Raw genomic sequence first — 26,905 nt, 5'->3', positions numbered from 1 at the left:
ATCGCGCCGGGCTCTCGCCCTCTTTACTGTTGCCTGCGGCAAGGTTGCATCATTGCGACACCGACTGACAAGAGACATGAAGGCCAAGTGCTATAAGAATATGTCGGCAGTCGTGGAGAATTCTTCAACGAGGTGCCGAAAAGTAATGTTGTGAATCAAGAAATCGCAGCCCGTAGGAGCTGCCGAAGGCTGCGATCTTTTCCAACGGTCAACGCAATTTTATATTTATCGACTGCAGGAGCTTACCGTCCCGATCGTGATAATTGACGCGAACCTGTTCGGCCTCGACGACCAGATGGGCAAAATTGTCCTGGCTGATCACCTCGCTGGTCAGTTCATGCCGATAATCTCCCTGGGGCGTTCGGGCTAGGGCTTGATCGAGAATGAAGGTCGACGCCTTGGCGTACGGCAGCAGTTTGCTGTTGCACAGCGGCGAAGACACGATGGTATGAACTTCAAAATCCGGGTCCTCGCTGTGGGTCAGGCGACTGGTGAGGGAGCCGTGGACATCGCCGGAAATGAACAAGACGTTCTTGATATCGCGTGTACGAATCGTCTCCAGCAGCCGTAGGCGTTGCTCCGGGAAGGCTTTCCAGGCGTCATTGCCATGGCTTTTGCGGTCGGGGTAAAACATGACGCTGGTGACCACGAATTTGACCCGGGCCGGGCTATTGATCAGCCATTTGAGCAGCGCCTGTTCCTGTTCTTCGTCAAGGATACGCCGGTCGTTGGCCGACAGATTGCGTCGGGTTCGACTGTCGGTGATAAACCACTCGATATCGCCTTCGGAGAACTGATACCAATAATGTTCCAGTCTTTTGCTTACTTGCCCATTGGCCAGCAGTTCATGCGTGGGGCTGTGACTGGCTTGATATAACTCATACGCTGCAATGGCGTTTTTGTATAAGTAATCATCGGCGTTACTTTTGTTGGCGGGCCAGTTGTCTTCTATTTCATGGTCGTCGAGGATCATGTAAGTCGGCATGCCCGACATTAACTTGGAAATATGAGGCTGCGAAAAGGCTGTGCGGTATTTTTTGAGAATGTCCTTGTATTCCCGGTCAGGGGCCACGAGGTTCAAGTCGTCGACGTAAATCTGATCGCCAGTCATCAGCATGGCGCTGATGGGCGGTTCGGCGCTGTCCGCCAGGCTGTTGATCGAGGCAAAAATCCGGTCGCCCAACTGTGGGGCCGACGCAATGCCGGCGGTCATTCGCAGGTAACGACACGAGCCGACGACATAAGCCCGTGGCTGGCTGGTTTTGCTGGACTGCGTGCGAAAGCGGTAAATCTCCCGTGGCCATTGCAGCGGCAGTTCCTGAACTGTCTCCACGGTATGCACCGGGCTCATGGGGCTGAACCAGCCTGCCTGGTACTCATAGTCGGTGTCGGTGGCCAGGTCATTGAGTGCAATGACATCGGACATGTCGCGCAAGACGGACAGTTTTGCAAATACGCCTTTGGACCAGAGTTTCTCGCCTGTGCGTCGATAACGGATGCCCGCAAATACCAAGGCATCGTTCTGTAATTCACCGCGCAAGAAAATGCGCGCATGGTTAGTTGTGGTGTGGCCGATAATTGGGCCGACAGTTGGTTTGAACATGTTCGAATCCATTCGAGGTAATGCTAACTAATCAGATTAATTAGTCGAAGTTTGTGTGGAAGTTATCCGCAACTAAGACTAGTTACTGAATCGCAAAAAATATCGGGCAGAAGTGGATGCGGGTTGTAGGTGGTGTAAGCCTTGGATGTAGGAATAAGGCACAAAGAGGGTCCGTGCCGTAGCAGCTGCCGAATGCGGGTTCGGCACATGGAATGCTGAAACGGGGAGTTTTGTCAGGCAAAAAAAAGCCCCGCCAAATCGACGGGGTTGAGGTACGAGCGTGGCGCTCGGAAAACGTGGAACGCGATTGGCCCTCCGCCAGGGGAGGGCCAGTCGGTGTTACAGCAGGATGGTGCGGATGTCCGCCAGCAGGTCGCTCAGACGCTTGGTGAAGCGTGCAGCAGCGGCGCCGTTGATCACGCGGTGATCGTAGGACAGCGACAGCGGCAGCATCAGTTTCGGCTGGAAGGCTTTGCCGTCCCAGACTGGCTGGATGGTTGCCTTGGAAACACCGAGGATCGCCACTTCCGGCGCGTTGACGATCGGCGTGAAGCCGGTGCCGCCAATGTGGCCGAGGCTGGAAATGGTGAAGCAGGCGCCTTGCATCTCGTCCGACGAAAGCTTCTTGGTCCGGGCTTTTTCAGCCAGGGAAGCAGCTTCGGCGGCCAGTTGCAGGAGGCTCTTCTGGTCGACGTTCTTGATGACCGGTACCAGCAGGCCATCCGGGGTGTCGACGGCGAAGCCGATGTTCACGTATTTCTTGCGGATGATCGCTTTGCCGCTTGGTGCCAGCGAGCTGTTGAAGTCCGGCAGTTCCTTGAGCAGGTGTGCGCAGGACTTGAGCAGCAGCGGCAGGATGGTCAGCTTGACGCCGGCCTTCTCGGCCACGGCTTTCTGGGCGTTGCGGAACGCTTCCAGCTCGGTGATATCCGCCGAGTCGAATTGCGTTACGTGCGGCACGTTCAGCCAGCTGCGGTGCAGGTTGGCGGCACCGACCTGCATCAGGCGGGTCATCGGCACTTCTTCGATTTCGCCGAAGCGGCTGAAGTCCACGACCGGAATCGGCGGGATGCCCGCGCCGCCGGTTGCACCAGCCGCAGCGGCCGGAGCTTCCTTGGCCTTCTGCATCATGGCCTTGACGTAAACCTGAACGTCTTCCTTCAGGATGCGACCGTGCGGACCGCTGGCGCCGACAGCGCTCAGCTCGACGCCGAACTCGCGGGCCAGTTGACGCACGGCAGGGCCGGCGTGAACTTTCGCGCCAGGCTTGGCAGGAGCAGCAGCCGGGGCAGCAGCAGGAGCGGCGGCAGCCGGAGCAGCAGCGGCAGGCGCTGGAGCACTCGGCGCAGCAGCGGCAGCCGGAGCCGGGGCTGCAGCAGGTGCCGCGCCTTTGACTTTCAGCTTCAGGATCAGGTCGCCGGTACCGACTTCGTCATCCAGCTTGATGGAAATGCTTTCCACCACGCCAGCGGCAGGCGATGGGATTTCCATGCTCGCCTTGTCGGATTCCAGGGTGATCAGCGACTGATCGGCGGCAACAGTGTCGCCAGCCTTGACCAGTACTTCGATGATCTTGGCCTTGCCCGCCGAACCGATGTCCGGGACATGAATGTCCTGAACGCTGTCGGCAACCGGTGCAGCCGGCGCCGCGGCGGCTGGCGCCGGAGCAGCGGCAGCAGGCGCAGCAGCCTGGGCAGGAGCGGCGGCAGCAGGGGCCGCAGCACCCGCCACTTCCAGATCCAGAATCAGGTCGCCCGTGCCGACTTCGTCGTTGAGCTTGACGCTGATGGCCTTGACCACGCCAGCGGCGGGCGAAGGGATTTCCATGCTGGCCTTGTCGGACTCCAGGGTGATCAGTGACTGATCAGCCTCGACGGTGTCGCCGACCTTGACCTGGATCTCGATGATCTGGGCCTTGCCCGACGAACCGATGTCCGGCACGTGCACTTGCTGAATGCTGGCAGCAGCCGGCGCGGCAGCAGGCGCTACCGGCGCAGGTGCGGCAGCCGGTTTGGCTTCAGCTTTGGCAGCTGGCGCAGCGGCAGCCGCAGGGGCTGGCGCTGCGGCACCTTCGACTTCCAGTTCCAGCAGTTCGTCGCCTTCTTTCAGGCGATCGCCCAGCTTCACTTTCAGGCTCTTGATAATGCCGGCCTTAGGTGCAGGCACTTCCATGCTCGCCTTGTCCGATTCCAGCGTCAGGATGCTCTGATCGGCTTCGATACGGTCGCCGACCTTCACAAACAGTTCAATTACTTCACCTTCACCGCTGCCGATGTCAGGTACGCGAATGAGTTCGCTCACAGAGTGTCTCCTCAGCAGTCCAGTGGGTTGCGTTTTTCCGGGTTGATGCCGAACTTGGCGATGGCTTCAGCCACCACTTTAGGTTCGATGTCACCACGGTCAGCCAAGGCTTCCAGGGCTGCCAACACCACGAAATGACGGTCGACTTCGAAGAAGTGACGCAGCTTCTTGCGGCTGTCACTGCGGCCGAAACCATCGGTGCCCAGGACTTTGAATTCCTTGGACGGGACCCACTGACGAATTTGTTCAGCGAACAGCTTCATGTAGTCGGTAGAGGCGATGACGGGACCTTTACGGCCGTTCAGGCACTCTTCGACGTAGCTCAGCTTAGGCTTCTGGCCAGGGTGCAGACGGTTAGTGCGTTCAACGGCCAGGCCATCGCGACGCAGTTCATTGAAGCTGGTAACGCTCCAGACGTCGGCGCCGACGTTGAACTCTTCACGCAGGATCTTCGCCGCTTCACGGACTTCACGCAGGATGGTGCCGGAGCCCATCAGCTGAACGTGGTGCGCCGCTTCGCGGGTGTCTTCCTCGAGCAGGTACATGCCTTTCTTGATGCCTTCTTCGGCACCGGCCGGCATGGCTGGCTGCTGGTAGGACTCGTTCATTACGGTGATGTAGTAGAAAACGTCCTGTTGCTCTTCGGTCATCTTCTTCATGCCGTCCTGAATGATCACCGCCAGCTCGTAGCCGTAGGTTGGATCGTAGGTGCGGCAGTTCGGGATGGTGGCAGCCAGCAGGTGGCTGTGACCGTCTTCGTGTTGCAGGCCTTCACCGTTCAGGGTGGTACGGCCGGCGGTGCCGCCGATCAGGAAGCCACGGGTACGGCTGTCGCCAGCGGCCCAGGCCAGGTCGCCAATACGCTGGAAGCCGAACATCGAGTAGAAGATGTAGAACGGCAGCATCGGCTGGTTGTGGCTGGAGTACGAAGTGCCGGCAGCGATGAAGGAGCTCATGGCGCCCGCTTCGTTGATACCTTCTTCAAGGATCTGGCCCTTCTGGTCTTCCTTGTAGAACATCACCTGGTCTTTATCGACTGGCTCGTAGAGCTGGCCGACGGAGGAGTAGATGCCCAACTGACGGAACATGCCTTCCATACCGAAGGTACGGGCTTCGTCCGGGATGATCGGTACGATGCGCGGGCCGATTTCCTTGTCCTTGACCAGTTGCGCGAGGATCCGCACGAAGGCCATGGTGGTGGAAATTTCACGGTCGCCCGAGCCGTCCAGGATCGCCTTGAGGGTGTCCAGTGGAGGGGTCGGGATGTTGAAGCTTTGAGCGCGACGCTGTGGTACGAAACCGCCCAGCGCATTGCGACGCTCGGCCAGGTAACGGGCTTCGGCGCTGCCTGCTTCCGGTTTGAAGAACGGCAGGTTCTCCAGCTCTTCGTCCTTGACCGGGATGTCGAAACGATCGCGGAACAACTTCAGGCTGTCGACATCGACTTTCTTGGTGTTGTGCGCAGTGTTTTTCGCTTCGCCGGCACCGGTGCCATAACCTTTGATGGTCTTGGCCAGGATGACAGTCGGTTGTTCTTTGTGGTTGACCGCTTCGTGGTACGCCGCGTAGACCTTGTACGGGTCGTGGCCGCCACGGTTGAGTTTCCAGATCTCGTCGTCGGACAGATCGGCAACCATCGCCTTGAGTTCTGGCGAGTTGAAGAAGTGTTCACGCACGAACGCGCCGTCTTTGGCTTTGTAGTTCTGGTACTCGCCGTCGATGACTTCGTCCATGCGGCGTTGCAGGATGCCGTCGACGTCCTTGGCCAGCAGTGGGTCCCAGAAACGGCCCCAGATGACTTTGGTCACGTTCCACTGAGCACCGCGGAACACGCCTTCGAGTTCCTGGATGATCTTGCCGTTGCCGCGAACCGGGCCGTCGAGGCGCTGCAGGTTGCAGTTGATGACGAAGATCAGGTTGTCCAGCTTCTCGCGGCCGGCCAGGGAGATCGCGCCGAGGGATTCCGGCTCGTCGCACTCGCCGTCGCCCAGGAAGCACCAGACTTTCTGTTTGCCTGGCTGGATGAAACCACGGTGTTCCAGGTACTTCATGAAGCGTGCCTGGTAGATCGCCTGGATCGGGCCCAGACCCATGGATACGGTCGGGAACTGCCAGAAGTCAGGCATCAGCCAAGGGTGAGGGTAGGACGACAGGCCCTGACCGTCGACTTCCTGGCGGAAGTTGTTCATCTGGTCTTCGGTGATGCGGCCTTCCATGAACGCACGGGCGTAAACGCCTGGCGAGGTGTGACCCTGGAAGTAGATCAGGTCGCCGCCGTGTTCGTCGGTCGGGGCCTGGAAGAAATAGTTGAAGCCGATGTCGTACAGGGTTGCGCTGGAGGCGAAGCTGGAGATGTGACCGCCCAGGTCAGAATCTTTCAGGTTCGTGCGCATCACCATGGCCATCGCGTTCCAGCGTACCAGCGAGCGAATGCGGCGTTCCATGAACAGGTCGCCAGGCATGCGTGCTTCGTGGGTAACGGGAATGGTGTTGCGGTATGGCGTGGTGATGGCGTAAGGCAATTGCGAACCGCTACGGGTTGCGAGTTCGCCCATACGGGTCATCAGATAGTGAGCACGGTCTTCGCCTTCTTTGTCGAGAACCGATTCCAGGGCGTCCAGCCATTCCTGGGTTTCGACGGGATCGAGGTCTTGCATGGCTTGCTCCAGGGCGGAAAGGCTTCCAGAATCGGTTGCCTGAGTTTGCGACTGGCCTTGTGGGCAGACGATATAAATTCTTGGATTGCCGATAGGTTGTTCCGGCGGCGTGTAGTTTTACTACAAATCTTCGGGCATTTCAGCCTTTCGAATGTATAGACGAGTAGTAAAACTACAGATGATTGGCTTGTGGCCTCCGGCTGCGTTGTGAGAATAATCGTTAAGGTTGGTCTTTTGCCAATCGAAAAAGGTGGAAGCTTGATGATCGCTGCCAAAAATAAAGAAATTTCAGCTATTTCTAACCTTTGTTCGACAGTCAGTCGCGTAGCGGGTTTTCACGAATCACTACATGCAGCCCCTCACACGCCGATCAAGGATAGACCATGAGCCTCCCTTCGCTTGCCGAACTGCCCGATGGGCTCCTGCCGTTTGTCACCCGCGCCGAGCAGTCGTTTCGTACGACCGTCGGGGTTCTTCCCGATGACCATGGCCTGTCTGCCTGGACGCCTGAGCGCTGGGCGCAATTTGCCCGCGTCGCCGCTGCCAGCGACTTTGTGATTGAACAGAGTCTGCGTGACCCTTTGATGTTGCTGGAACTGGTGCAGTCCGGCGAACTGGACCGCGCCTTGGCGCCGGGCGAGTTGTGCGCACAGATCGCCACGGCGGTGAGCGCCGCCGAAACCGACGACCAGCTAGGTCGTGTCCTGCGCCGCCAGCGTAATCGTCACCAGGTGCGGATCATCTGGCGCGACCTGACTCGCCAGGCCGATCTGGTGCAGACCTGTCGCGACCTCTCGGACATGGCCGATGCCAGCATCGATCAGGCCTATCAGTGGTTATACTCGCGGCATTGCCAGCAGTTCGGTGTGCCCACCGGGCGGCGCAGCGGCGAGCCGCAGCAGATGGTCATCCTCGGCATGGGCAAGCTCGGCGCGGTGGAGCTGAACCTGTCGTCGGACATCGATCTGATCTTTGCCTACCCCGAGGGCGGCGAAACCGTCGGCGTGAAACGCTCGCTGGATAACCAGGAATTTTTCATTCGCCTCGGCCAGCGTCTGATCAAGGCGCTGGACCCGATGACCGTCGACGGTTTCGTGTTCCGCGTCGACATGCGCCTGCGGCCTTATGGTTCGTCCGGCGCTCTGGTGCTGAGCTTCAATGCGCTGGAACAGTATTACCAGGATCAGGGCCGCGACTGGGAACGCTACGCGATGATCAAGGCGCGGGTGGTGGCTGGCGATCAAGTGGCTGGCGCCCAGTTGCTCGAGATGCTGCGGCCGTTCGTTTACCGGCGTTACCTGGACTTCTCGGCCATCGAAGCGCTGCGCACCATGAAGCAGTTGATTCAGCAGGAAGTCCGGCGCAAGGGCATGGCTGACAACATCAAGCTTGGCTCCGGCGGTATCCGTGAAGTCGAGTTTATCGCCCAAGCCTTCCAGCTGATTCACGGTGGTCGCGACCTGAGCCTGCAACAGCGTCCTCTATTAACAGTACTGAGCACCCTGGAGGGGCAGGGCTATCTGCCGCCGGCGGTGGTCAGCGAACTGCGCAAAGGCTACGAATTTCTGCGTTACACCGAGCATGCGATTCAGGCGATTGCCGACCGCCAGACCCAGATGTTGCCGGACGGTGCGCAGGATCAGGCGCGCATTGCCTTCATGCTCGGGTTTACCAACTGGACGGCATTCCACGAACAACTGATGTACTGGCGTGGCCGGGTGGCCTGGCACTTCGGTCAGGTGATTGCCGATCCTGATGAAGAGCAAGGCACCGAGAGCGAAGTGGTGGTCGGCGGGGAATGGCTGCCGCTGTGGGAAGAAGCCCAGGACGAAGAAGCCGCGTGCCGCCAACTCGAAGAGGGCGGTTTCGCCGATGCCGCCAAGGCACTGAAGGCATTGGCCAGTCTGCGCAGCAGTCCGCAATTGCGTGCCATGCAGCGTCTGGGGCGGGAACGCCTCGATGCTTTTATACCGCGCTTGCTGGCCCAGGCCGTGGAGCACGCCAATCCCGATCTGGTGCTGGAGCGCGTGCTGCCACTGGTTGAAGCGGTGGCGCGGCGTTCCGCCTATCTGGTGCTGCTGACCGAAAACCCCGGTGCGCTGCGCCGTCTGCTGACACTGTGCGCGGCGAGCCCGTGGATTGCCGAACAGATCACGCGCTTCCCGTTGCTGCTCGACGAATTGCTCAACGAAGGCCGATTGTTCAAACCACCGCTGGCGCCGGAACTGGCGGCCGAGTTGCGCGAGCGCCTGACGCGGATTCCCGAAGACGACCTCGAACAACAAATGGAAGCCCTGCGGCATTTCAAATTGGCGCACCGCTTGCGCGTCGCCGCTTCGGAAATCGCCGGCAGCCTGCCATTGATGAAAGTCAGCGATTACCTGACCTGGCTTGCCGAAGCGATTCTTGAGCAAGTTCTGGCCCTGGCCTGGCGCCAGACGGTGGCCAAGTACGGTACACCGCTGCGCACCGATGGCAGCGTGTGCGACCCTGGATTCATCATTGTCGGTTACGGGAAAGTCGGCGGCCTGGAATTGGGGCACAGTTCTGACCTGGACCTGGTGTTCATCCATGATGCGGATCCGCAAGCGGAAACCGACGGCCCGAAACCCATCGACGGCGCGCAGTTCTTTACCCGGCTCGGGCAGCGGATCATTCACTTGCTGACGGCTCAGACCAACTCCGGTCAGCTATATGAAGTGGACATGCGCCTGCGGCCATCCGGTGCTTCCGGTTTGCTGGTGAGTTCATTGGGCGCGTTTGCCCGGTATCAGGAAAACGAGGCCTGGACCTGGGAGCACCAGGCGCTGGTGCGGGCGCGGGCGCTGGTGGGTAGTCAGGATGTCGGCCAGGCGTTCGAGAAGGTTCGCGCGACGGTATTGGCCAAATCGCGGGACCTGTCGACCTTGCGCCAGGAGGTCAGCGAGATGCGCGCCAAGATGCGCGATAATCTCGGCAGCAAGAGCACGGCGGCAGGCACGGCGGCAAATGCCTTCGAGGCCACGGCGCCGTTCGATCTCAAGCAGGATGCTGGAGGTATCGTCGATATTGAATTTATGGTGCAATACGCGGCTCTGGCGTGGTCTGAAACGCATCCGTCATTGCTGCGCTATACCGACAATATCCGCATTCTGGAAGGGCTGGAGGAGGAAGGGTTGATACCCGCCGAAGACGCCAGCCTGTTGCGTGAGGCCTATAAAGCCTACCGCTCCGCCGCTCACCGGGAGGCCTTGCAGAAGGACTCCGGGGTAATACCGGGCGACCAGTTCGTGGATGAGCGACGGCAGGTCATGCGGATCTGGCGTGAGCTGGGGTTAAGCTGAAGCTGACAAGAGTGTGGCGGGCTTTTGTGGCGAGGGAGCCAGCTCCCTCACCACAGAGATTTATGCTAACTGACATGGATGTGTATTAAATTTATTCGACGAGCCCCAACCGGCTCGTCCAAATGACCTGGCGGCTCACCCCGCAGGTGCTGGATTCTCGAGGCGGGGAGGCGTATGCCTCCCCGGTTCGTTTTTGGAAACCACATGAAAATTCTGATCGTTGGGCCCAGTTGGGTCGGTGACATGGTGATGGCGCAGACACTTTTTCAGTGTCTCAAACAACGCCACCCGCAGTGCGAAATCGACGTGCTGGCCCCCGAGTGGAGCCGGCCGATCCTCGAGCGCATGCCCGAAGTACGCCAGGCCTTGAGCTTCCCGCTCGGCCATGGCGTGCTGGAGCTGGCAACGCGTCGGCGCATCGGTAAATCCCTGGCCGGTCAGTACGACCAGGCCATTCTGCTGCCCAATTCGCTGAAATCGGCACTGGTGCCGTTTTTTGCCGGCATCCCGAAACGCACCGGCTGGCGTGGCGAGTTCCGCTACGGCCTGCTCAATGACGTGCGCACGCTCGACAAAGAGCGTTATCCGTTGATGATCGAGCGCTTCATGGCCCTGGCCTTTGAGCCCGGCATCGAGCTGCCGAAACCTTATCCACGGCCGAGCCTGCAGATCGACCCGGTGACTCGCGACGGCGCGCTGGCCAAGTTCGGCCTGGCCCTTGACCGTCCGGTGTTGGCGCTGTGCCCCGGCGCCGAGTTCGGCGAGTCCAAGCGCTGGCCGTCCGAGCACTATGCCAAGGTCGCCGAGGCGAAGATTCGTGAAGGCTGGCAAGTCTGGCTGTTCGGCTCGAAAAACGATCACGCGGTGGGCGAAGACATTCGTGGGCGGTTGATTCCGGGGCTGCGTGAAGAGTCGGTGAACCTCAGTGGCGGCACTTCCCTGGCCGAGGCCATCGATCTGCTGTCCTGCGCCGACGCGGTGGTCTCCAACGACTCCGGCCTGATGCACGTGGCTGCCGCGCTGAACCGCCCGTTGGTGGCGGTGTACGGCTCGACGTCGCCGGGCTTCACGCCACCGCTGGCCGAGCATGTCGAGATCGTGCGCCTGGGCATCGAATGCAGCCCGTGCTTCGATCGCACCTGCCGTTTCGGTCATTACAACTGCTTGCGCCAGCTCATGCCCAAAGCGGTGAACGAAGCCTTGCAGCGATTGCTGGGCACTGTGGTCGAGGTCAAATAGTTTGCGGGTACTGTTGATCAAGACTTCTTCGCTGGGCGACGTGATTCACGCGTTGCCAGCGTTGACCGATGCGGCGAGGGCGATCCCCGGCATCAAGTTCGACTGGGTGGTGGAAGAAGGTTTCGCCGAGATTCCAACCTGGCACCCGGCCGTGGGCAAGGTGATTCCGGTGGCGATCCGTCGCTGGCGCAAGAACATCTGGCAGACCATCAAGAGTGGCGAGTGGAAGCGCTTCAAGCAAAGTGTTCGCGCGACGAAATACGACTTGGTGATCGATGCTCAGGGCCTGCTGAAAAGTGCGTTGCTGACGCGCTATGCCAAAGCGCCGGTGGCCGGGCTGGACAAGAATTCGGCCCGCGAACCGATCGCCGCGCGCTTCTATTCCCGACGTCTGGCCGTGGCCCGTGGGCAGCACGCGGTTGAACGAGTGCGTCAGTTGTTCGCGTTGGCCCTGGGTTACGACCTGCCCAAAGGCCTGGGTGATTACGGCCTGAACGTCGAGCGGCTGGTGGAATTGCCGCGCAAGAATCCGTACGTGGTGTTTCTCCACGGCACCACCTGGGACACCAAGCATTGGCCCGAAGCCTATTGGCGCGAGCTGGCCGAGCGGGTGGGGTATCTCGGCGTGGCGGTAAAGCTGCCGTGGGGCAACCCGGTCGAAAAGGCCCGCGCCGAGCGCATCGCCAAAGACATGAAACACGTCGAGGTGCTACCCAAGCTCAACCTGGCGGGTGTTGGCAAAGTCCTGGCCGGGGCGCAAGCCTGTGTGGCGGTGGACACCGGCCTCGGTCACCTGGCTGCAGCGCTGGACGTGCCGACCCTGTCGTTGTTCGGTCCGACCAATCCGGGCCTGACCGGTGCCTACGGCAAATCGCAGATTCATATGGCCAGCGACTTCCCTTGCGCGCCGTGCCTGCAAAAGAAATGCACCTATCAACCGACGGCCGACGATGCCCGTCGGTTTGACCTGAAACGCGAGTGGCCCCTGTGCTTCACGCGTCTGAATCCCGAGCGTGTCGCGAGCCGACTGAGCACGTTGTTACTGGCTGAGGAGCTGCGCTGATGCAATTGGCATTTGTCCTGTACAAGTACTTTCCGTTTGGCGGCTTGCAGCGTGACTTCATGCGCATCGCACTTGAATGCCAGCAGCGTGGCCATCAAATTCGTGTCTACACGTTGATCTGGGAAGGCGACATCCCGCCGGGCTTCGAAGTGTTGGTGGCGCCGGTCAAGGCGTTCTTCAATCATCGGCGCAACGAGAAACTCACCGAATGGATGGAGGCCGATCTGGCCAAGCGTCCGGTGGACCGTCTGATCGGTTTCAACAAAATGCCGGGCCTGGACGTTTACTACGCCGCCGACGGCTGCTTCGAAGACAAGGCGCAAAACCTGCGCAACTCGCTGTACCGTCGCTGGGGCCGTTACCGGCACTTCGCCGAGTACGAACGCGCGGTGTTCGCCAAAGATGCCAAGACCGAAGTGCTGATGATTTCCGAAGTCCAGCAGCCGCTGTTCATCAAGCATTACGACACACCGCTGGCGCGCTTCCATTTGCTGCCACCGGGCATTGCCCAAGACCGTCGTCGCCCCGCGAACGCGGATGAAATTCGCGCCGGGTTCCGCGCTGAATTTAACCTGAAGGACGATGAGCTGCTGCTGGTGCAGATCGGTTCCGGGTTCAAGACCAAAGGTGTCGACCGCAGCCTCAAGGCGCTGGCCGCATTACCCGCCGAGCTGAAAAAACGCACCCGTCTGTTTGTAATTGGCCAGGACGACCCCAAAGTATTCCAGCTGCAGAGCGCCACATTGGGGCTTGGCGATAACGTGCAGTTCCTCAAGGGCCGCAGCGATATCCCGCGTTTCCTGCTCGGTGCCGATCTGCTGATCCACCCGGCGTACAACGAAAACACCGGGACGGTATTGCTTGAGGCCCTGGTGGCCGGGTTGCCGGTGCTGGTGAGCGAAGTGTGCGGTTATGCCCATTACATCGCCGAGGCCGATGCGGGTCTGGTGCTGGACGAACCCTTCGATCAAGCGCAACTGACTCAATACCTGACCGGCATGTTGAACGATGCCGATGCACGGGCGGCCTGGAGCCGCAACGGTCTGGCCTTCGCCGAGACGGCCGACCTCTACAGCATGCCGCAGCACGCGGCCGATGTGATTCTGGCGGAGCACGCTTAATGAAGTTGATGCTGGCTGAACCGTTCAAGAGCCTCTGGGCAGGACGCGACCCGTTCGCCGAAGTCGAGGGCCTCAAGGGCGAGGTGTACCGCGAGCTCGAAGCGCGCCGGACACTGCGAACTGAAGTGGACGGCCACGGGTACTTCGTGAAGATCCACCGGGGCATCGGCTGGGGTGAGATTTTCAAGAACCTGCTGACCGCCAAGCTGCCGGTGCTGGGCGCGGGCCAGGAGTGGAAGGCCATTGAGCGCTTGCAAGAAGTCGGCGTGCCGACCATGACTGCCGTCGCTTATGGCGAAAAGGGCAGCAACCCGGCGGATCAGCATTCGTTCATCGTCACTGAAGAATTGGCGCCCACTGTCAGCCTTGAAGATTTCAGCATCGACTGGGTCAAGCACCCGCCGGAGCCCAAGCTCAAGCGCGCGCTGATCGCCGAAGTCGCGCGCATGACCGGCATGATGCACCGCGCCGGGGTCAACCATCGCGACTGCTACATCTGCCACTTCCTGCTGCACACCGATAAGCCGGTGACCTGCGATGACCTCAAGTTGTCGGTGATCGACCTGCACCGCGCCCAGGCCCGTCCGACGATTACCCGGCGCTGGCGCAACAAGGACCTGGCGGCGCTGTATTTTTCGGCGCTGGAGATCGGCCTGACCCGTCGCGACAAACTGCGTTTCCTCAAGGGGTACTTCCAACAGCCTCTGCGCCAGATTCTGATTGAAGAAGCCGGGTTGCTGGCGTGGCTCGAAGGCAAGGCCAACAAGCTCTATGAGCGTAAACAGCGCTACGGGGATGCGCTCTGATGTCGGGTTGGACACTGGAGCCGGCTTACAGCGATCTGGCAGAAGATTTCGGTAGTCTTGATGCGGTGTTTGCCCTCGAGGGCGAGCAACTGACCCACGATCCGCTGTCTGAAGTTATTCGCGTACAGCGCAAAGGCGTCAACTATTACGTCAAACGCTACGTCAGTGCCGGCAAAGGCCTGCGGCGCTACCTGGGCAAACCTCGGGTCAAGGCCGAATGGCAGAACCTCAAGCGTTTCGCCAAGTGGGGCATTCCCACCGCAGAGGTTGTGGCCTGGGGGTTGGAGCGGCACGGTATGACGTACGCCCGTGGGGCAATGATCACCCGCGAACTGCCGCATACCGAAGACTTGTCGGTCCTGGCTAATCGGCATGATCCGAAACTGGCGGACCGCGCCTGGGTTGATACCGTCAGTCGCCAATTGGCCGGTTACACCCGGACGATGCACGACAACCGTTTCACTCATAATGATTTGAAGTGGCGCAACCTGTTGGTCGACGATGAGGCCCGGCTGTTCCTGATCGATTGCCCCAACGGCGATTTCTGGCGTGGCTTCTGGCTCAAGTACCGCATCACCAAAGACCTGGCCTGCCTCGACAAGGTCGCCAAGTATCACCTGTCGGCCACCCAGCGCCTGCGCTTTTACCTGCAATACCGCCAATGCGCCCGGCTCGATGCCGCGGACAAGAAACGCATTCGGCACGTGGTGAGATTTTTTGAGGGACGCGAATGACTGATTTTCTGGCTGCTGAAGACCGTGCGCTGTTCGAGCGTCATGGTCTCGGCACCTTCGACGCACTTTGGGCCAAACAGCTCGACGCGGTGGACGAGCCCAACACCGGCCGGGGTGGCTGGAGCAGTGTGTTTCGGCTGGATCTGGACGGTCATGGCTACTACCTCAAGCGCCAGAGCAACTACCTGACGCGCTCCCGGCATTCGCCCTTTGGCGAGCCGAGTTTTGCCCGTGAATTTCGCAACATCAGTCGTTATCGGACACTGGGTATTCCGGCGCTGCAGGCGGCGTTTTTTGGTGAGCGCAAGGTCGACGGCGAAGTTCGGGCGATTCTGCTGACTCACGCGCTGGACGGTTGGGATGATCTGGATTCGCTGTTGCAGCGCTGGTCGGAGCTGAGCGCGATACAGCACTCGGCCATTCTCAAGGCCTGTGGGCAACTGGCGCGACGCCTGCACGGCAGGCGCCAGGTCCATGGTTGCTTTTACCCCAAGCACATTTTTCTTCAGGCCGCCGGCGACGGCTATCAGGCGCAATTGATCGACCTGGAAAAAACCCGGCCGCTGTTTTTCGGCCGACGTGATCGGGTCAAGGACCTGGAGCCGTTGCTGCGTCGGGCGCCGGAATGGAGCGACAGCCAGCTGCGCGAATTGTTGGCGGTTTATCTGGATCAGCCGCTGAACAGTTCGCGGGTGGACCGTTGGGTATCGCGCCTGAGTGCGCGGCGCAGTAACAAGGAGACGCGTTGATGCGTTTGTCCGAACTGAAAAACGCCGGCCGCAGCCCGAGCCTGCCGCTGAGCATTCCACTGGCCGATGCCGCGGGGCCTGCCGATTTGCAGTTGCTGAGTCTGCTGCGGGTGTTGCCGGGGCAGCGTTATGTGGGTGCTGGCGTCTGGCGCGGCCGGCCGGTGCTGGCCAAGTTGTTGGTCGGTGGCAAAGCGGCGCGGCATTTTCAACGTGAGCTGGACGGCGTGCGTTTGCTGGCCGCTCAGGGGCTGACCACGCCGTTGTTATTGGCCGATGGCCTCAAGGACGGCGAGGGCGGTTGGCTGTTGTTCGATTTCCTTGAGGGTGCCGAGAGCCTGGGGGATGCCTGGAAGCAGGTCGAGCACTTGCCCGCATTGGCGGATGAACAATCCGCGGTGCTGGCTGAGGCGTTGGGCGCCATCGGCCAACTGCACAGCAAAGGCCTGTGGCAGGAAGACCTGCACCTGGACAACCTGCTGCGCCATGGCGGTCAGTTGTATTTGATCGATGGCGCCGGGATCTGCGTCGAAACGGCGGGCAAGCCGCTGTCGCAACAGAAAGTCCTGGAAAACCTCGGGGTGTTTTTCGCCCAGTTGCCCAAAGCACTGGAACCCTTCACCGAAGAGTTGCTGGTGTATTACCTGCTGAGTAACGGCGAACACGCGTTGCCGATGGAGGCATTGCAAAAACAGATCGACAAGGTCCGTCGCTGGCGTTTGAAGGACTTTCTGATCAAGGTCGGCCGCGAATGCACGTTGTTCAGTGTCCAGCGCGGTGCGTTCGGCTTGCGGGCGATTCGCCGTGAGGAAGAGGCTGCGATGCTGCCGGTACTGGCACAGGCCGATGCCTTGCTCGATCAGGGGCATCTGTACAAAACCGGCGGCGCGGCGAGTGTCGGCAAGGTCGAGGTGGCCGGGCGTACGTTGGTGGTCAAGCGTTACAACATCAAAGGCTTTACCCACTGGCTCAAGCGTTTCTGGCGCCCGAGCCGCGCCTGGCACTCATGGCGCGAAGGCAATCGCCTGGCGTTCCTCGGCATTGCCACGCCCAAACCATTGGCGTTGCTGGAGAAGCGTTTTTTCTGGCTGCGCAGCCGGGCGTACCTGGTGACCGAGTATTTGCCGGGGCCGGACATCATCGAGCGCTTCGCGCCGTACGTTGAGAGCGGGGACGCGCCGGAAGCCGAGTTGCGAGCACTGGATCACCTGTTCGCCGAGCTGATTGGCGAGCGGATCAGCCATGGCGATTTCAAGGGCCATAACCTGTTCTGGCAACAGGATCGCTGGGCGCTGATCGACCTGGATTCGATGTGTCAGCATGGTTCGCTCAGCAGCTTTGCCCCCGCGTATGCGCGGGATCGGGCGCGGTTCATGCGCAACTGGCCCGAGAGCAGTGCGCTGTACCAAGTGATTGATCAGCGTCTGCCCAAAGATATCTCTGGCGCTGCTTGAAGCGGGTCTTTGACCCCATCGCGGGCTTGCCCGCGATGGGGCCAGATCCGTCTCCCGAGATCTGGCGGACAAGTTCTTGTGAATTGTCCTACGTGATCTGCAGAGCGCATGAACTGTGCCCTGAATAGCCACGATGCTAGTTTGCCTGACGTTCTCGGAGGGCAGATTTTGACGATAAAAATGGCTGTGATGTTGAGCTCTTTTTCACTGGCGCTGTCTGGCTGCGGGACCGCTGTCACGGTGCTGCAGGATGACGAAGAGGCGGCCCGTGGCCTCAGAAAGCAAAAGACCTACTGTCAGTCCGTTCCTCGCATCTACAGCGGTCTGGCTCACGACTTTTGTCTCCTCCATGCGCCACCCGATCCCACGGGTATTCTGGTGCCGTTCGTATTGCTGGATTTGACCCTTTCGGGTGTATTCGACACGGTTTTCTTGCCCTATACGATTTACCGGCAGGCTGCCGACGGAAATATAAGGATTTACTGGCGGCCGGGCCGGGGGTAATTCTTTTATATACCGGCGTGTCAGTGCTACACCTAATGCACCTGGTTCGAAAAACAAAAGGGTAAATAGCTCGTGTCGGCCCCGATCTTGCCCTCTCAACAGTTTTTTCTTTTTGAAAACGCAACCTCAACTAATGTCGAGGCGAAAAAGCTTTTACCTCCGTTCGGGAGGTACAGCGATTTCATAATCTATGTGGATGAGAGTGGCGATCATGGGATGCAAACATTAGATCCAAACTATCCAATGTTTGTGCTGGCATTTTGTGTGTTTCATAAAAGACATTATTGCGAGAAGGTTATTCCTGCCCTTCAGAAGTTTAAATTCAATCATATGGGGCACGACCTGATCGGTCTGCATGAATTGGAAATTCGAAAAGAAAAAGGAGCGTTCTCTAGTCTATTCACGTCGAGGCAACACAAACATGCCTTTCTCGATGAGTTGACGGGCATCATTGAAGCCAGCAATTTCGTCCTGATCAGCTGTGTTATCGACAAAGCCGCCCTTCGCGAAAAACAAGGTCCTGTCCACAATCCTTATCACGTCGCGCTCGGCTTCTGTCTGGAAACTCTTTATGAGTATTTACAGGAAAAGAATCAACAGAGCGTTTTAACTCATGTGATTTTCGAGCGTCGAGGGAAGCGGGAGGATAACGAGCTTGAACTGGAGTTTCGTCGCATGTGCGATGGCGCGAACCGATTGGGCATTCAGTTGCCATTCGATATCGTCTTTGCAACCAAGCAAGTGAATTCTACGGGGTTACAGCTAGCGGATCTTGTTGCAAGACCCATTGGAATGAGCGTTTTGCGCTCAGGGCAAGAAAATCGTGCCTTTGACGTGCTCAAGCGCAAGTTCTACTGCAGTGGTGGGCGTAACAATGTGGGGGAGGGGTTCGAGAACTGGGGTTTAAAGATTTTCCCTCTCTCAGAAAGCGAAAAGCCCCGGTGAAACTCACCGAGGCCACAACGCCGACCGGGATCCCCCAGTCCATTTGCGCAGGAGTCTATGTCGAGGTCCTTCATCTGTCAACGCGCCAGCTTGCCACTTCCTGCTAGAGGCTTGCCGGCGCTTTTAAGCTATAATCCCGCCCTTTAGCTGTCTCTCGCCCTTTGCGAGGGCACATTAACTTTTGAGGCGCGTTGCGCCTGCATGCAGACTAAAGAGGCTAGACCCCTGTGGCATTGACGATTCTTGGCCTGTCCGGCGCCCTTAGCCATGATCCTTCCGCAGCCTTGTACATCGACGGCAAGCTGGTCGCGGCGGCTGAAGAAGAGCGTTTCGTGCGTGATAAACATGCAAAGAACCGCATGCCTTACGAATCGGCGAAATTCTGCCTCGAGCAGGCGGGTATCAAGCCATCCGACGTTGACGTGGTGGCGATTCCATTCGCGCCAATCAGCCTGTTCGGCAAGGCTCGCTGGCACTACGCCAAGCGCTACTGGTACGCCCCGGACCGCGCCCTCGACGCGATCCTGATGGGTAACCGTCGCTACAAGCGCTATCGCAACAAGATTGTCTGGTGCCTCGAGCAATTGGGTTTCGATCCGAAAAAGATCAAGATCGAGCCGGTCGAGCACCACTTGGCCCACGCCTCCAGCGCCTACCACTGCTCCGGTTTCAAAGAGAAAACCGCGATCCTGGGGATCGACGGCAAGGGCGAATACGCCACGACTTTCTTCGGTTATGGCGAAAACGGCAAGATCCACAAGATCAAGGAATTCTTCGATCCGGACTCCCTCGGCGGCCTGTACGGCGCGATCACCGAGTTCCTCGGCTTCGAAATGCTCGACGGTGAGTTCAAGGTCATGGGCATGGCGCCGTACGGCGACGCCAGCAAATACGATTTTTCCCGTTTGGCCTCGTTCGAAAACGGCGAACTGGTGATCAATACCGACTACGCCAACGTCATCGGCCTGCGTCGTTATAAAGAGAAGGGCAAGGGTTTCTACTTCTCGCCGAAGCTGATCGAGTGGCTGGGTCCAAAACGTGAAGGCGACATCGCCGACGAGCCGTACATTCACTACGCCGCCAGCATGCAAGCGCTGTTCGAGAAACTGGCGTTGCAGATGATCGACCATTACCTGGGCGATGTGCTCAAGGAAACCGGCAAGCTGGCCTTCGCCGGTGGCTGTGCGTTGAACGTCAAGCTGAACCAGAAAATCATCGCCCGCGATGACATCAAAGAACTGTTCGTCCAGCCTGCGTCCGGCGATGCCGGTACCGCGGTGGGTGCAGCGGCTTATGTGTCTCATGCCCGTGGTGTACCGGTCGAGAAGATGGAACACGTCTACCTCGGCCCGTCCTACAGCAACGAAGACGTTATCGCGGCCTGCGCCCGTCACGCCGACAAGCCAAAGTGGCGCAAGCTCGACAATATGCCGGAGCAGATCGCCAAAATCATGGTCGATGGCAACCCGGTGGCCTGGTTCCAGGGCCGCATGGAGTTCGGTCCGCGTGCCTTGGGCGGTCGTTCGATCATTGGCTGCCCGAGCGTGGCCGGCGTGGCGGACCGTATCAACCATCAGATCAAGTTCCGCGAGCGCTGGAGGCCTTTCTGCCCGTCGATGCTCGACACCGTTGCGCCGCAAATGATCAAGATCGATCACCCGGCACCGTTCATGACATTCACCTTCGAAGTGGCTGAAGAGTGGAAAACCCGCGTGCCGGAAGTCGTCCATGAAGACGGCACGTCCCGGGCCCAGGTGCTCAAGCGCGAATACAACCCGCGTTACTACGACATGATGAAGGCGCTGGAAGTGCTGACCGGAAACGGCGTGTCGCTAAACACCTCGCTCAACCGTCGTGGCGAGCCGATGATCTGCTCGCCGACCGACGCCTTGAATATGTTCTTCGGCTCCGACCTGCAGTACCTGATCATGGAAGACATTCTGGTGGTCAAAGAAGGTGCGGACGCTTATGACACGCTCGGCTGAACGCCATGTGCTGCAGTTCTGTCACGGCTATGACGGGCCGTTTCTGGACTGCGCGCGGCAGTACGCCAGCCTGTTCGCGGGGACCGGTTATCGAGTGACCACGGTGTTTCTGACCGGGGCTGCCGATGCCGAAGTCGCCGCGAGCTGCGCTTCCGATGAAGTGCTGTTCATGGAATACAGCTCCAAGGCCATTCGTGGCCTGAAGCTGGGCGCCATCGGCGATCTGCGCAAGATCGCCGCCTCGCGCAATTTCAGTTTCTGCATTGCTCACCGTTTCAAACCGATCTACATCGCCTTGCTCGGCACTTCGTTGCCGGTCATTGGCGTGCATCACGCATTTGGCGATTACCAGCGCGGCACCCGCAAACTGTTCGCGCACATATTCCGCAAGCGCCTGAGCCTGCTCGGGGTCTCCGATGCGGTGCGTGACGACATGCGTCGTTGCTTGCCGAAATGGCCAGTCGGGCGGATTCAGACACTCTATAACCGTATTGACGTATCTGCGTTGCAGACCAGTCAGGTATCAGTCCGCGAAGCTCGGGAATCCCTCGGTCTGTCGATGGATGCCTGGATTGTCGGCAACGTCGGGCGCCTGCATCCGGACAAGGATCAGACCACGCTGCTGCATGGTTTTGCCCAGGCATTGCCGGGGTTGCCGGCCAACAGTCAGTTGGTGATCCTGGGCAGTGGTCGCCTGGAACAGGACCTCAAGGCCCTGGCGCGTGAACTGGGTATTGGCGATCGCGTGCTGTTCCTCGGCCAGGTGCCCGAGGCGCGACGTTACTTCCGCGCTTTCGATGTGTTTGCCCTGAGTTCTGATAACGAGCCGTTCGGCATGGTGTTGCTGGAGGCCATGGCCGCCGGTGTGCCATTGCTCGCCAGCGCGTGCGGGGGTGCCAGGGAAGTGGTCGAAGGCGTGGGCATTCTGTTTCCGCAGGGAGATGCCGGGCACCTGGCGCAAGGGCTGCAGCATCTGGCCGCAATGGACGAGCAGCAACGTCGTCAGTGTGCCGAGCTGATGTTCGACCGCTTGCGCGAGCGCTTCTCCGATCGCGCGGTGCGCGAAGCTTTCTGGCATTTGCCGCACGTTACCGAACTGGCACCGAGGGGCTGATGCTCAACCGATTTCAAGGCTGGCGCGAGCGTGGCTGGGCGCAGGTCGACGCCTCGACTTATGCGCAAGCCTGGCAGCGTTTTGGCGGCAGCGTCGCGACGCATCCTCTGGTGGTCGAACGTCTGGCACAGTTGGCCGACATCCCGGTGCGTTACCTGGCTTGGGAGCAGGACGGCGAAGTGAAAGCCGCCATCCCGACCTGGGGACGCGACCTGGCGCTGTCCAAGGACGTGCTCAAGCGCACGGGTAAAAAGGGCCTGTTCGACCTCGGCAATGCCGAGCTGATCCTGCCGGCCGCCGCTGATGCCCAGGCACCGCTGCGCCATCGCGGGCGTTACCTGTCGGCGCTGAGCGAAGGTCGTTTTACCGGTATCAAGCTGCAGGCCGAACAACTGGCGCTGGCCCGGACACCTGAAGAACTGTCGAAAAAGTTTCGCTACAACCAGCGCCGCGAGTTGCGCCTGCTGGAAGAAGCGGGCGGCGTGGTGCGGCCGGTTACCGAGTTTTCCAGCAGTGAACTGGCGGCGATCTATTGCGACCTGTTCCAGCGTCGCTGGGGCTTTCCGGCCACCGGTGCCGAGCGCATGGGCGAGGTGATCGAGTTGTTGCGCGAGTTGCTGATTGGCTCGGTGATTTTCCTCAACGACGCACCGATTGCGACTCAACTGGTGTACCGAGTCGAGGCGCCGGAGTGGATCAGTGTCGAATACGTCAACGGTGGTGTCGATCCCGAGACCCGCGAATTCAGCCCGGGTAGCGTGCTGAGCTTCCTCAACACCCAAAGCGCCTGGGAACATGCACGCGCGTTGGATAAACCCCTACGGTTTTCCTTTGGTCGAACCGACCGTGAGTACAAGGACCGTTGGTGCAATTCTGTGCCGGTCTTCACGGTATGAGCCAACCCATGAGCCGCAAACAGCAACTGCTCAAGCGCCATCGGCGCAACAAACGCATCGGCCTGTTGATTGCGTTGATGCTGCTGATCGCGATCGGCGTGCTGGTGGCCTGGTGGCTGCCGCTGGTGCTTGCGGTGCTGGGCTGGATCGCCCATGAGGCGTGGTTTGCCGACCATCTGTTTTATTCTCCCCAAGACGATTACCAATACAGCTTCCCGCTGTATACCCCGCAACCCAAGATTCATCTGGACGGTGAACGGCTACGGCTGGATGAGGGCGTCATACTGGTCGATGACGCCACGCTGATACTGGCGTTGCGGGTGAAAAGTACTTGGCTGGGGCGCTTTATCGATCCGATGGTCGAGTTGCTGGGGGGGGATAATCCCGACCGGCAAACTTTCGAACGCGGTGTAAACGGGCTGCGCTATCTCAATCTCAGTGGTCAGTCACGGGTGCTGTCACAGGGTGAATTACGTTTGCGCGGGCGTTTCTGCCGATTGCTTGGTGAGCCAGTGCTTTGGGTGTTTGAGCAGCCGGACTACCGCCGTCAGCGAGTGATGGTGATTGCTCCCCATGCCGACGACGCAGAGTTGGCCGCCTACGGTCTGTACAGCCAGGCCGACGAAGCCTGGATCGTCACCCTGACCGCCGGTGAAATCGAAGCCGAACATTATCGACAGATGGGTTTGAGCACGGTCGAGGCGGCTCGTCTCAAAGGCCGTTTGCGGGCCTGGGATAGCATCGCCGTACCGCGTTGGGCCGGGGTGCCTGAAGCCCATTGCGTGCAGTTGGGGTATTTTTGCCTGCAACTGGCGGCGATGCAGGCGGCGCCGGCCACGCCGGTGGGTTCGCGCGAAGCGGATTTGAGTGACACCCGGTTGTTTCGTCAGTTGAATCCATTTGCCCTGCCGGGCGATGTCGACGGCGCGCCGACCTGGAACAATTTGCTGGCCGATCTGCGTGAACTGTTGCTGAGGGCGCGTCCGCAAGTGATCGTATTGCCGCACCCGACCCTTGACCCGCACCCGGATCACATCTGTGCCCAGGCAGCGGTTCTCGAAGCGTTGAGCGGGCTGGAGTGGCAGCCGACCACCGTGCTTGGCTATGCCAACCATCTGCATGACAATGATCGTTGGCCGATGGGTGATGCGGGTCATGGCATCGCCCTGCCGCCGACGTTCGATTCGGCAACGCCGATGCAGCCCTGCTGCCTGCCGATGCCTTTGGCGCGTCAGCGTGATAAAGCGATGGCGTTGGGCATGATGCACGACCTGCAACCGCCCATGCCGTTCAAGCGACGTTTGCGGCGGTTGATACAGTGGCTGCTGGCCAGTAGAGTGCCACCCGTCTATGGCGAGAACGAGTTCTTTCGCAAGGCGGTCAGGCGGCATGAGTTGTTCTGGGTTCTGAAGCATGGTGAAACATCTGTGAGGCAGAAATGAAGTATCGCGCCCCCTAGCATGGCGGCGTATCCAAGCAGTAGTGAGTATTTCTGTGATCAATCCATGCCCGCGTATCCTGTTCCTGATTCCGTATTTCGGTCATTGGCCGTTCTGGATGCCGTTTTTCCTCGAGAGTTGCCGACGCAACGCCGATATCGACTGGCTGCTGTTCAGTGATTGCGGCACTCCCGAGAACCTGCCGCCCAACGTGACTGTTGAAGCCATGAGTTTCAGCGAGTACTGCGCGTTGGTGTCTCGGCGGCTGAACATCGACTTTGTGCCGGATGCGCCTTACAAGCTCTGCGACATCAAGCCGGCTCTGGGGCATATTCATGTCGACCGCCTGCAAGGCTATGATTTCTGGGCGTTCGGCGATATTGATCTGGTATTTGGTGACCTGCGAAGTTATTTCACCGCTGATCGGTTGGCCAGTTATGACCTGTTCTCTACCCACGAGCGGCGGGTGGCAGGTCATCTCTGTCTGATGCGCAACACTGCCCGCAAACGTGAGTTGTTCATGCAGATCAAGGACTGGCAAACACGCTTTACCGATCAGGCGCATCACGCGCTGGATGAAGGCGCATTCAGTCGGATCTTCCTCTGGCGCAAGAATTTCCCCGAGCCACTGTTCTCCCTGGTGGGCAAGCTCAATCCGTGGCGTCGCCGCAGCGAATTCACCGAGGCGTTCAGTACCCCGGGCGGTTGCATCAAGTGGCACGACGGCACGGATGATTTTCCGCAGCACTGGTATTGGCGCAATGGCTGTTTGAGTAACGATCGCGATGGCGACCGCCGGTTTCCGTATTTCCACTTCGTCTGCTGGAAACGCAACGAATGGTCACGGTTGCCCCCACCCGATCCAGCCGAGATCAGGCGCCTCGCCGCCGAGCCGGCCTGGGTCATCGATGCGACTGGTTTTCACCGGGGAGAGTTATGAGTCAACGGTCAAAGGTTCTGCAGTTGCAGCCTGACTACAACGTCAAAGCCCATGATTTTGCCGACCTCGCGGAGCAGATCGTCAAGGCCCTGCCGAGCGATCGCTATGAAGTGACCGCGGCGTTCCTGCGCGGCAAGCCGGGGCCTGGCGAGGCAGTGAGTCGCGCCGACCGTTCGGTGTATTTCGAGTTTTCCGACAAGTCCCTCAAGGGCATGCGCCTGCGCGCCATGTGGCAGCTGTACAAGTTCTGCCGCGCAGAAAAATTCGACGTGGTGATTTGCAACCGCTTCAAACCGGTGAACATGATGCTGGCGCTCAACCGTTGGTTGAAAGTACCGCTGTGCATCGGCATCTCCCACGGTTTTGGCGAGTACGACCGGTTTTACCGGCGCCGCCAGACTCAACGTCTGATCGATCGCCATTGGCGCTTTGTCGGCGTGTCGCCAGCGGTCAAACAGTACCTGCTCGATTGCGACTGCGGCTTTACCGACCAGAATACCTACGCGATCACCAACGCCATCGACATCGAGCAGGCTGAAGGTTTGCAGTACAGCCGCGAGCGTGCCCGCGAGTTGTTGGGCATCGATCCGTCGGTGCGCTTGATCGGCGCATTGGGCCGACTGGTGCCGGTCAAGGGCCACACCTATCTGCTGCAGGCCTTTGCCACCCTCAAGGACAAATACCCGAACACCCAGCTGGCAATCATTGGTGCGGGGCGTGAAGAGTCGCGCCTGGCCGCCGAGATCGAGCGCCTGGGGCTGACCGGTCGCGCGCACTTGCTGGGTTTCAAGGAAAACGCCTTGCAGTATGTTCGGGCGTTCGACATCTGGACCATGCCGTCCTTGGCTGAAGGCCTGGGGCTGGCATTGCTCGAGGGCATGAGCGGGCATCTGCCGGTAATCGCCTCGAATGTACCGGCGATGTTGCCGCTGATTCAGGGCGCAGGTGGTCTTGCGATTACCCCGGCAGACGTGCCGACGCTGGTCGCTGCGCTGGACAATTACCTGGGGCTGTCGGATGACGATCTCAAGACCAAGGGCGAACAGGCCTATCGTTATCTCCAGGAGCAACACGACATCGAGGTGTTCCGTCAGGAGTACCTGAACCTGATCGATTCCGGCTTGAGCCAAGCCCGCAAGGAACAACCATGAGCGACGCGCAACCTCTCGTCACAGTCATCGTCGCGTCGTACAACCATGGTCGTTATATCGAGGAAAGCATTCTCAGCGTCCTCAACCAGACCTACAAAAATATCGAGTTGCTGGTCATCGATGATGGCTCCAGCGATGACAGCGTCGAGCGGATCAATGCCTTGCAGGCGCAGCACGGTTTCGATTTCCGGGTCCAGCAGAACCAGGGGCTGACTAACACCCTCAACGGCGCCATTGCGCGCTCAAAGGGCAGTTTGATCGTGCCGTTCGGGTCCGATGACATCATGTTGCCGGAGCGCATCGCCACCCAGGTGGCGTATATGGACGGCAAGCCCGAAGTCGGGATCTGCGCCGGTAACATCGAACTGATCGACGCCGACGGCAATCTCTATCCGGAGAAACGTCAGCGTCGAGATGTGCCGTTCCGTCGTCTGGATTTCGATGACATGTTCCTGGAGCGCAAGCCCTATCCGCCGGCACCGACCCTGATGATCCGCCGCGAAGCTCTGGACAAGGTGGGCGGCTTCGATCCGAACATTCGGCTGGAGGACTTGCTGATCGAGTTGAAGGTGACCCGCGCCGGTTACTTCATTGATGGCCTGAATGTGCTGATGGCGCGCTATCGCAAGCACGCCACCAACTCCTACAAGAATAACCGCTTCATGATCGACAACATCCTGCGCTCCTACGCGCTGTTCAGCGATCATCCGCTGTACGACGAGGTGCGCTACAAATTCCTCAGCTCGATGTTCCTGAAAACCTCCAATCGCGACCGCAAGCTGGCGCGGGAGCTGCTGGCGCAGATACCGTTCAAGGCCTGGAACAAGAAGACCTGGCGAGGGCTGGGGCGGTTGTTTTTCTCACCCTTGGAAAAAGACTGAGAC

20 protein-coding genes are annotated in these 26,905 nt (G+C 59.5%); 17 read left to right on the top strand and 3 right to left on the bottom strand.

Annotated features, from left to right (window positions below):
• Window positions 1–208: 208 nt before the first annotated feature.
• The 3 genes from AC1D2Q_RS10190 to aceE all read right to left on the bottom strand — a co-directional run bounded on the left by AC1D2Q_RS10190 (window position 209) and on the right by aceE (window position 6,561).
• Window positions 209–1,603: an alkaline phosphatase D family protein gene (locus AC1D2Q_RS10190; protein ID WP_477813112.1), complete on the bottom strand. Its 1,395-nt coding sequence runs from the start codon at window positions 1,601–1,603 to the stop codon at window positions 209–211.
• Window positions 1,604–1,942: 339 nt separating this feature from the next.
• On the bottom strand, window positions 1,943–3,904 hold the full coding sequence (gene aceF, locus AC1D2Q_RS10185; protein WP_477813111.1) for a dihydrolipoyllysine-residue acetyltransferase: 1,962 nt from the start codon (window positions 3,902–3,904) through the stop codon (window positions 1,943–1,945).
• Window positions 3,905–3,915: 11 nt separating this feature from the next.
• Window positions 3,916–6,561 carry a pyruvate dehydrogenase (acetyl-transferring), homodimeric type gene (gene aceE, locus AC1D2Q_RS10180; RefSeq protein WP_477813110.1) on the bottom strand — a complete coding sequence of 882 codons (2,646 nt, stop codon included), beginning with the start codon at window positions 6,559–6,561 and terminating at the stop codon, window positions 3,916–3,918.
• A 383-nt stretch (window positions 6,562–6,944) separates the two neighbouring features.
• Between aceE and glnE the strand changes: the two genes are divergently transcribed.
• The 17 genes from glnE (at window position 6,945) to AC1D2Q_RS10095 (ending at window position 26,902) form a co-directional block, all read left to right on the top strand.
• Window positions 6,945–9,884 (top strand): bifunctional [glutamate--ammonia ligase]-adenylyl-L-tyrosine phosphorylase/[glutamate--ammonia-ligase] adenylyltransferase, encoded by a 2,940-nt coding sequence (gene glnE, locus AC1D2Q_RS10175; RefSeq protein ID WP_477813109.1) that lies wholly within the window; start codon window positions 6,945–6,947, stop codon window positions 9,882–9,884.
• A 204-nt stretch (window positions 9,885–10,088) separates the two neighbouring features.
• Window positions 10,089–11,123 (top strand): lipopolysaccharide heptosyltransferase II, encoded by a 1,035-nt coding sequence (gene waaF / locus AC1D2Q_RS10170; RefSeq protein ID WP_018928560.1) that lies wholly within the window; start codon window positions 10,089–10,091, stop codon window positions 11,121–11,123.
• Window position 11,124: 1 nt separating this feature from the next.
• Window positions 11,125–12,186, top strand: coding sequence for a lipopolysaccharide heptosyltransferase I (waaC, locus tag AC1D2Q_RS10165; protein ID WP_428631159.1), 1,062 nt, complete (start codon window positions 11,125–11,127; stop codon window positions 12,184–12,186).
• A complete protein-coding gene (locus tag AC1D2Q_RS10160) occupies window positions 12,186–13,307 on the top strand; it encodes a glycosyltransferase family 4 protein (RefSeq protein ID WP_428631162.1) in 1,122 nt (373 codons plus the stop codon). Before waaC ends, AC1D2Q_RS10160 begins: the two co-directional genes overlap by 1 nt.
• Entirely contained in the window at window positions 13,307–14,113 is an 807-nt protein-coding gene (rfaP, locus tag AC1D2Q_RS10155) for a lipopolysaccharide core heptose(I) kinase RfaP (RefSeq protein WP_477813108.1), read from the top strand. Before AC1D2Q_RS10160 ends, rfaP begins: the two co-directional genes overlap by 1 nt.
• A complete protein-coding gene (locus AC1D2Q_RS10150; RefSeq protein ID WP_477813107.1) occupies window positions 14,113–14,847 on the top strand; it encodes a lipopolysaccharide kinase InaA family protein in 735 nt (244 codons plus the stop codon). Before rfaP ends, AC1D2Q_RS10150 begins: the two co-directional genes overlap by 1 nt.
• Window positions 14,844–15,596: a lipopolysaccharide kinase InaA family protein gene (locus AC1D2Q_RS10145; protein ID WP_477813106.1), complete on the top strand. Its 753-nt coding sequence runs from the start codon at window positions 14,844–14,846 to the stop codon at window positions 15,594–15,596. The genes AC1D2Q_RS10150 and AC1D2Q_RS10145 overlap by 4 nt, the downstream gene beginning before the upstream one ends.
• Window positions 15,596–17,047: a lipopolysaccharide kinase InaA family protein gene (locus AC1D2Q_RS10140; RefSeq protein WP_477813105.1), complete on the top strand. Its 1,452-nt coding sequence runs from the start codon at window positions 15,596–15,598 to the stop codon at window positions 17,045–17,047. The genes AC1D2Q_RS10145 and AC1D2Q_RS10140 overlap by 1 nt, the downstream gene beginning before the upstream one ends.
• A 168-nt stretch (window positions 17,048–17,215) precedes the next feature.
• Window positions 17,216–17,551 (top strand): YceK/YidQ family lipoprotein, encoded by a 336-nt coding sequence (locus AC1D2Q_RS10135; RefSeq protein WP_477813154.1) that lies wholly within the window; start codon window positions 17,216–17,218, stop codon window positions 17,549–17,551.
• Between the two features lie 72 nt (window positions 17,552–17,623).
• Window positions 17,624–18,496 carry a DUF3800 domain-containing protein gene (locus AC1D2Q_RS10130; RefSeq protein WP_477813104.1) on the top strand — a complete coding sequence of 291 codons (873 nt, stop codon included), beginning with the start codon at window positions 17,624–17,626 and terminating at the stop codon, window positions 18,494–18,496.
• A gap of 227 nt (window positions 18,497–18,723) precedes the next feature.
• Complete coding sequence (locus tag AC1D2Q_RS10125) at window positions 18,724–20,481, top strand: carbamoyltransferase family protein (RefSeq protein ID WP_105340523.1); 1,758 nt, start codon at window positions 18,724–18,726, stop codon at window positions 20,479–20,481.
• Window positions 20,465–21,595 carry a glycosyltransferase gene (locus AC1D2Q_RS10120; protein ID WP_477813103.1) on the top strand — a complete coding sequence of 377 codons (1,131 nt, stop codon included), beginning with the start codon at window positions 20,465–20,467 and terminating at the stop codon, window positions 21,593–21,595. Before AC1D2Q_RS10125 ends, AC1D2Q_RS10120 begins: the two co-directional genes overlap by 17 nt.
• Window positions 21,595–22,491 (top strand): antimicrobial resistance protein Mig-14, encoded by an 897-nt coding sequence (locus AC1D2Q_RS10115; protein WP_477813102.1) that lies wholly within the window; start codon window positions 21,595–21,597, stop codon window positions 22,489–22,491. The genes AC1D2Q_RS10120 and AC1D2Q_RS10115 overlap by 1 nt, the downstream gene beginning before the upstream one ends.
• An 8-nt stretch (window positions 22,492–22,499) precedes the next feature.
• Complete coding sequence (locus AC1D2Q_RS10110) at window positions 22,500–23,933, top strand: PIG-L deacetylase family protein (protein ID WP_477813101.1); 1,434 nt, start codon at window positions 22,500–22,502, stop codon at window positions 23,931–23,933.
• A gap of 52 nt (window positions 23,934–23,985) precedes the next feature.
• Window positions 23,986–24,870: a DUF6625 family protein gene (locus tag AC1D2Q_RS10105; protein WP_477813100.1), complete on the top strand. Its 885-nt coding sequence runs from the start codon at window positions 23,986–23,988 to the stop codon at window positions 24,868–24,870.
• Window positions 24,867–26,021 carry a glycosyltransferase family 4 protein gene (locus AC1D2Q_RS10100; protein WP_477813099.1) on the top strand — a complete coding sequence of 385 codons (1,155 nt, stop codon included), beginning with the start codon at window positions 24,867–24,869 and terminating at the stop codon, window positions 26,019–26,021. Before AC1D2Q_RS10105 ends, AC1D2Q_RS10100 begins: the two co-directional genes overlap by 4 nt.
• Window positions 26,018–26,902 carry a glycosyltransferase gene (locus AC1D2Q_RS10095; protein WP_477813098.1) on the top strand — a complete coding sequence of 295 codons (885 nt, stop codon included), beginning with the start codon at window positions 26,018–26,020 and terminating at the stop codon, window positions 26,900–26,902. Before AC1D2Q_RS10100 ends, AC1D2Q_RS10095 begins: the two co-directional genes overlap by 4 nt.
• Window positions 26,903–26,905 lie beyond the last annotated feature (3 nt).

It is taken from the genome of Pseudomonas sp. P1_A1, assembly GCF_056406935.1.
The sequence above is the reverse complement of the archived record's forward strand: the minus strand, read 5'-3'. Positions and strand labels throughout refer to the sequence as shown.

What these genes read in the sequence shown, in the direction of transcription:
- AC1D2Q_RS10190 (WP_477813112.1), bottom strand. Translation starts at nt 1,603, where the DNA reads ATGTTCAAACCAACTGTCGGCCCAATTATCGGCCACACCACAACTAAC.
- aceE (WP_477813110.1), bottom strand. Translation starts at nt 6,561, where the DNA reads ATGCAAGACCTCGATCCCGTCGAAACCCAGGAATGGCTGGACGCCCTG.
- glnE (WP_477813109.1), top strand. Translation starts at nt 6,945, where the DNA reads ATGAGCCTCCCTTCGCTTGCCGAACTGCCCGATGGGCTCCTGCCGTTT.
- waaF (WP_018928560.1), top strand. Translation starts at nt 10,089, where the DNA reads ATGAAAATTCTGATCGTTGGGCCCAGTTGGGTCGGTGACATGGTGATG.
- AC1D2Q_RS10160 (WP_428631162.1), top strand. Translation starts at nt 12,186, where the DNA reads ATGCAATTGGCATTTGTCCTGTACAAGTACTTTCCGTTTGGCGGCTTG.
- rfaP (WP_477813108.1), top strand. Translation starts at nt 13,307, where the DNA reads ATGAAGTTGATGCTGGCTGAACCGTTCAAGAGCCTCTGGGCAGGACGC.
- AC1D2Q_RS10150 (WP_477813107.1), top strand. Translation starts at nt 14,113, where the DNA reads ATGTCGGGTTGGACACTGGAGCCGGCTTACAGCGATCTGGCAGAAGAT.
- AC1D2Q_RS10145 (WP_477813106.1), top strand. Translation starts at nt 14,844, where the DNA reads ATGACTGATTTTCTGGCTGCTGAAGACCGTGCGCTGTTCGAGCGTCAT.
- AC1D2Q_RS10140 (WP_477813105.1), top strand. Translation starts at nt 15,596, where the DNA reads ATGCGTTTGTCCGAACTGAAAAACGCCGGCCGCAGCCCGAGCCTGCCG.
- AC1D2Q_RS10120 (WP_477813103.1), top strand. Translation starts at nt 20,465, where the DNA reads ATGACACGCTCGGCTGAACGCCATGTGCTGCAGTTCTGTCACGGCTAT.
- AC1D2Q_RS10115 (WP_477813102.1), top strand. Translation starts at nt 21,595, where the DNA reads ATGCTCAACCGATTTCAAGGCTGGCGCGAGCGTGGCTGGGCGCAGGTC.
- AC1D2Q_RS10110 (WP_477813101.1), top strand. Translation starts at nt 22,500, where the DNA reads ATGAGCCGCAAACAGCAACTGCTCAAGCGCCATCGGCGCAACAAACGC.
- AC1D2Q_RS10100 (WP_477813099.1), top strand. Translation starts at nt 24,867, where the DNA reads ATGAGTCAACGGTCAAAGGTTCTGCAGTTGCAGCCTGACTACAACGTC.
- AC1D2Q_RS10095 (WP_477813098.1), top strand. Translation starts at nt 26,018, where the DNA reads ATGAGCGACGCGCAACCTCTCGTCACAGTCATCGTCGCGTCGTACAAC.